Below are 4,172 nucleotides of genomic sequence, written 5' to 3'. Positions count from 1 at the left end.
AAATAATGCGAAGAAAATTAGTAAAACAGCCACAATAACTTTCATCAACGTAATTTGAAACACGTATTCTCGTATGGTGTATTCGTCTAAAATATTGGTATTGGTAATTTTATCTAACAAAAAAGCACCAAGTAAAGCAAAAATCAAAGCAGGAATTCCAAATTGTACTGCAATTTTCCAATTAATATGTTTTTTAACCAAAACGAATTTAAATGCATTGTTCAAAAAATGTACAATCGCTGTTAAAGCAATCGCCACATCAATAGGAAAAAATAATGCAAAAGCAGGTAATAACAACGTTCCCAATCCAAAACCAGAGAAGAAGGTTAGGGCAGAAGCAAGTAATGCTACAATAGGAATTATAATGTATTCCATATAAGTCAAAAGTCATAACGTCTTAAAGTCACAAACCTTTCGACTTTATGACTTTAAAACTTTTTGACTATTATATTCCATTAATAATTCCGAAAAAATCGTTGGCATTTAATGCAGCGCCTCCAATTAATCCGCCATCAACATCTGGTTTAGAAAATATTTCTTTGGCATTGTCTGGTTTTACACTTCCACCGTAAAGGATGGAAACATTTTCTGAAATGTCTCTTCCAAACACTTTATCAACTAAATTTCTAATAAATAAATGCATTTCTTGTGCTTGTTCTGGAGAGGCCGTTTCGCCAGTTCCAATTGCCCAAACAGGTTCGTAAGCCAATACAATGTTTTTCCAGTTTTCTTTTGAAATATGAAACAAACCATCACGTAATTGGTATTCCACAACGTTAAAATGATTGTCGCTTTGTCTGTCTTTTAATTCTTCGCCAAAGCAAAAAATAACGGTCATATCGTGTGCTAATGCGGTATCTACTTTATTGGCTAATAAGGCATCATTTTCGTAAAAATAAGCTCTTCTTTCACTGTGTCCTAAAATAACTGTATTTACGCCAATACTGGTTAGCATAGCTGCAGAAACTTCACCTGTAAACGCGCCACCTTCTGCTTGATGCATATTTTGCGCTGCGATTTTAATATCTGAACCCGCTACCAATTCAATAGCCTTTGCTAAATAAGGAAAAGGAGTAGCTAAAATAACTTCCGCTGAATTATTTGGCTTATTGTTTTTAATTTCATTGATTAATTCAATGGCTTGCGGTAAGGTTTTGTTCATTTTCCAGTTACCGGCTACGATGTTTTTTCTCATTTTTTAATTTAGTTACAACATTTTTTTTTCAACACAGTCATTGAAAAAAAAAATGCTTATTTAGGGTATGTTATTTTATTTAGATGCTTCTATACTTTCAATGATTTTATCAAAGTCTTTTTCGATGGCGCGGAATAAAACAATTTTTCCTTCTTTATCAATCACTATAAAACGCGGAATCCAATCCAATTTAATTGAAGATCCAAATTCACCTTTCATTCCATCTGGAATTAGATAATTTTCGCCTGTAACCTCGTGCTTTTCAATGCCGCTTTTCCAAGCATCAAAGGTTTTATCACAAGATAAATTTACAAAAGCAACATCTGAATATTTTTCTTTTAATTTCTTAACCTGAGGCATATTTTTCACACAATCACCACACCACGAAGCCCAAACTTCAATAACCACGGTTTTACCTTGATTTTGCTTTAAAATCTCTTCAAAAGTAATGCCTTGATTTTCAGAGTTGATTAATTTTGCAGTTAAACTTTCTTTTGAAAATTCAGTTTGTGCTTGACAAGAAGTTAAGCCAAGTCCTAATGCTAATGTAGCTAAGATTTTTTTCATAATATTGATTTTAGTTGTTTCGCAAAGGTTCGCAAAAATATTTTGTGTAGCTCTGCGTTATTATTTTTTGTATATAACTTTCTCTAATGCTTTACTGTTAAATGCTTTTTCGGCAATACCGTCAAAAAATTTAATTACGTTTCCGTTGTGTAAATAAACTACGCCAGGCGTGTCTTTTCCGGTACCTAATTTAGTCCAAAAAGGAATGATGTCTATTACTTTATGTGGGAATTGTTTTCCAGCATATTTAAAGAAATCTGGAATTTTTTCCGCTTCTTCATCCATAAATACAATTTGAACAGATGGAAAATCTTTGTGTTTTTTTTGTAAAGCATTTAAGTCTTTTGCCGCATCTCTACAATGTTCGCAACCTGGAACGAAAAAACACAATATTTTTTGACCTTTATCAATATCTGCATATAAGTCGGAATACCCCGAAACGGCTTGTTTTGGACCCATTTCTTTTTTAACTTCTTCTACTGGTTTTTCTGTTCTTATTTTGGATGAATCGATGGTTTTAATTTCCTCGATTTTTACTGAATCCGTTAATTTTGATATCGTATCATTTGAAATATTGATATTATCATTGCTATTTGAAATTGAAACTGAACTCGCTTTCATTGGTGCTAACATAAACAAACCTAAAATACAAGCTAAAGTGATGCTGGTTAACATCCAAATATTCGATTTTTTATCGTCTTCCGAAATTTTCCAAAGCCAAATTAACAAACCAACTGCGATTATATTTTTAATAATAGCTTCAATAGGAGTCATTGGAATTAATTCGCCAAAACAACCACAATTTCCTGAATTTCCTCCACTTAAAAAAGTAACATAGCTCAAATGAATGATAAAAACACTCAACAAACCCACTGTTGCAGGAATAGTAATGCGTTTTAAGAAATGATTATTAAGCAATAAAAAGCCAAGAGCAAATTCAATTCCAATTAAAATTCTTGAAAAATAGGGTGCAAGTGATTCTGAAAAACCTAAAGTTAAAAGTTGTTTGACTTCAAAAGTAGAAATAGCAAAATAGGGAGAAAAATCTATAAATGGAAAATCAGAAATCCATCCTTTAGATATTTTCGCAATTGCTGAAACTATAAAAAGTAAAGCAATAACTATTCTTAACGTCCAAGATATATTTTTTTTGTTCATTTTTTTATTTGTTACGCAGAGTTACACAAAGATTACACAGAGCTTCACTGAGTTTTTTAATTTATCAAATATAAGTTAGTAAATTGATACCTGTTGTTAATGAAATGTTATTGTATTTACTGAGATTTTTAAATGTAATTTTTTGCGTGTCTTTGCGATTAACTTTGCGAATCTCTGTGAAACAATTACTCTCCAAATTTCATCAAAATCAAAGCAAAAACGGAATAGTTTATCATATCTTGATAATTGGCATCAATACCTTCAGAAACCAATGTTTTTCCTTGGTTGTCTTCAATTTGTTTCACGCGTAATAACTTTTGAATAATTAAATCCGTTAGTGAACTCACACGCATATCGCGCCAAGCTTCCCCATAATCGTGATTTTTATCTTCCATAAGTTCTTTCGTGATTTCAATTTTATGATTGAATAATTTTATCGCTTCATCTGCAGATAAATCCGGTTGAGAAGCAATTCCTTTATCCATTTGAATTAAAGCCATCACGCAATAATTGATAATACCAATAAATTCTGACGTTTCATCTTCATCTACTTTTCTTACGTCATTTTCTTGTAAACTTCTAATACGTTGCGCTTTAATAAATATTTGATCTGTTAATGAAGGCAAACGTAAAACACGCCAAGCCGTTCCATAATCGTGCGCTTTTTTTGTAAATAATTCTCTGCAAACTGCTATAACTTTGTCGTATTCTTGTGAGGTATTGCTCATTATTATTTTATATTTGTATCAAACTTCAAATATAAGTAAAAAATACGATGTCAACAATAAACTGTAAAGGAACACTCATCAACTTATCAACACCTAAAGTAATGGGTATTGTTAATGTAACGCCAGATTCATTTTTTGATGGTGGAAAACTTACCGATGCTGATGCTGTTGTATTTCAGGTAGAAAAGATGCTTGAAGAAGGTGCTGCTTTTATTGATTTAGGTGGCTATTCGAGTAAACCAGGAGCTGAATTTGTTTCTGAAACAGATGAATTGAATCGAGTAATACCTGTTGTCAAGTTATTAGTAGAAAAATTCCCGGATATTTTACTTTCTATTGATACTTTTAGAAGCGAAGTAGCCAAACAAGCCATCGAAAATGGTGCAGCATTGATTAATGATATTTCTGCTGGTTTGTTAGATGAAAATATGTTAGAAACAGTAGCTAAATTGCAAGTTCCGTATATTATGATGCATATGAAAGGCACGCCAAAAACAATGCAAAGTTTAGCCAATTATGAGGAT

General features: G+C 31.9%; 6 protein-coding genes. 1 reads left to right on the top strand and 5 read right to left on the bottom strand.

Going from position 1 to position 4,172, the window contains the following annotated elements; all coding sequences use genetic code 11:
* From ACIQ11_RS09180 to ACIQ11_RS09160, 5 genes are all read right to left on the bottom strand, one after another.
* The coding region (locus tag ACIQ11_RS09180) for a TSUP family transporter (RefSeq protein ID WP_396154329.1) at positions 1-375 on the bottom strand (375 nt) is incomplete at its 3' end.
* 70 nt (positions 376-445) lie between these two features.
* Entirely contained in the window at positions 446-1,195 is a 750-nt protein-coding gene (gene tpiA / locus ACIQ11_RS09175) for a triose-phosphate isomerase (protein WP_353076560.1), read from the bottom strand.
* A gap of 75 nt (positions 1,196-1,270) precedes the next feature.
* On the bottom strand, positions 1,271-1,762 hold the full coding sequence (locus ACIQ11_RS09170) for a TlpA family protein disulfide reductase (protein WP_396154328.1): 492 nt from the start codon (positions 1,760-1,762) through the stop codon (positions 1,271-1,273).
* 60 nt (positions 1,763-1,822) lie between these two features.
* The gene (locus tag ACIQ11_RS09165) at positions 1,823-2,920 is read right to left on the bottom strand and encodes a MauE/DoxX family redox-associated membrane protein (protein ID WP_396154327.1); all 1,098 of its coding nucleotides are present in this window, start codon (positions 2,918-2,920) and stop codon (positions 1,823-1,825) included.
* Positions 2,921-3,105: 185 nt separating this feature from the next.
* On the bottom strand, positions 3,106-3,648 hold the full coding sequence (locus ACIQ11_RS09160; protein ID WP_291241336.1) for a DUF1599 domain-containing protein: 543 nt from the start codon (positions 3,646-3,648) through the stop codon (positions 3,106-3,108).
* Between the two features lie 47 nt (positions 3,649-3,695).
* On the opposite strand from ACIQ11_RS09160, the gene folP reads away from it, so the two are divergent.
* Positions 3,696-4,172 (top strand): dihydropteroate synthase (gene folP, locus ACIQ11_RS09155; protein WP_396154326.1); only part of this gene is annotated, 477 nt, incomplete at its 3' end.

The organism is Flavobacterium sp., from assembly GCF_044361065.1.
Classification (GTDB): domain Bacteria; phylum Bacteroidota; class Bacteroidia; order Flavobacteriales; family Flavobacteriaceae; genus Flavobacterium.
The sequence above is the reverse complement of the archived record's forward strand: the minus strand, read 5'-3'. Positions and strand labels throughout refer to the sequence as shown.

Excerpts from the sequence above, each read along its gene's own strand:
- tpiA (WP_353076560.1), bottom strand. The coding sequence starts at position 1,195 with ATGAGAAAAAACATCGTAGCCGGTAACTGGAAAATGAACAAAACCTTA.
- ACIQ11_RS09170 (WP_396154328.1), bottom strand. The coding sequence starts at position 1,762 with ATGAAAAAAATCTTAGCTACATTAGCATTAGGACTTGGCTTAACTTCT.
- ACIQ11_RS09165 (WP_396154327.1), bottom strand. The coding sequence starts at position 2,920 with ATGAACAAAAAAAATATATCTTGGACGTTAAGAATAGTTATTGCTTTA.
- ACIQ11_RS09160 (WP_291241336.1), bottom strand. The coding sequence starts at position 3,648 with ATGAGCAATACCTCACAAGAATACGACAAAGTTATAGCAGTTTGCAGA.